Raw genomic sequence first — 256 nt, 5'->3', positions numbered from 1 at the left:
CCATAGAGCTCTCATCGAGCAGGAACAGCGTGTTGCTGAAATTCGGCGTTTCTCCGCTGCGCTGCAGCAGCTGCGTGTCATGCAGAAAGGACGCCAGCGTCTGTGCATCCACGCCGGCGCTGCGCATCTCACCGACCGCACGGTGCGTGGGCCCCAGCCCCACGACACGGGGACGTTCACTCTCCGGCAGCATGTTCACGGCTGACATCACCGCCCGGAACTGTGTGGTCTTACCCACACCGGCATAGCCCTGCAC

1 protein-coding gene is annotated in these 256 nt (G+C 63.7%); it reads right to left on the bottom strand.

What is annotated here, in order from left to right; genetic code table 11:
• The coding region (locus V5P19_RS23980) for an AAA family ATPase (RefSeq protein ID WP_334408051.1) at positions 1-256 on the bottom strand (256 nt) is incomplete at both ends.

Source organism: Enterobacter sp. UNJFSC 003 (genome assembly GCF_036903355.1).
Classification (GTDB): Bacteria; Pseudomonadota; Gammaproteobacteria; order Enterobacterales; family Enterobacteriaceae; genus Enterobacter.
This window is presented reverse-complemented; position numbering and strand designations above follow the sequence as displayed.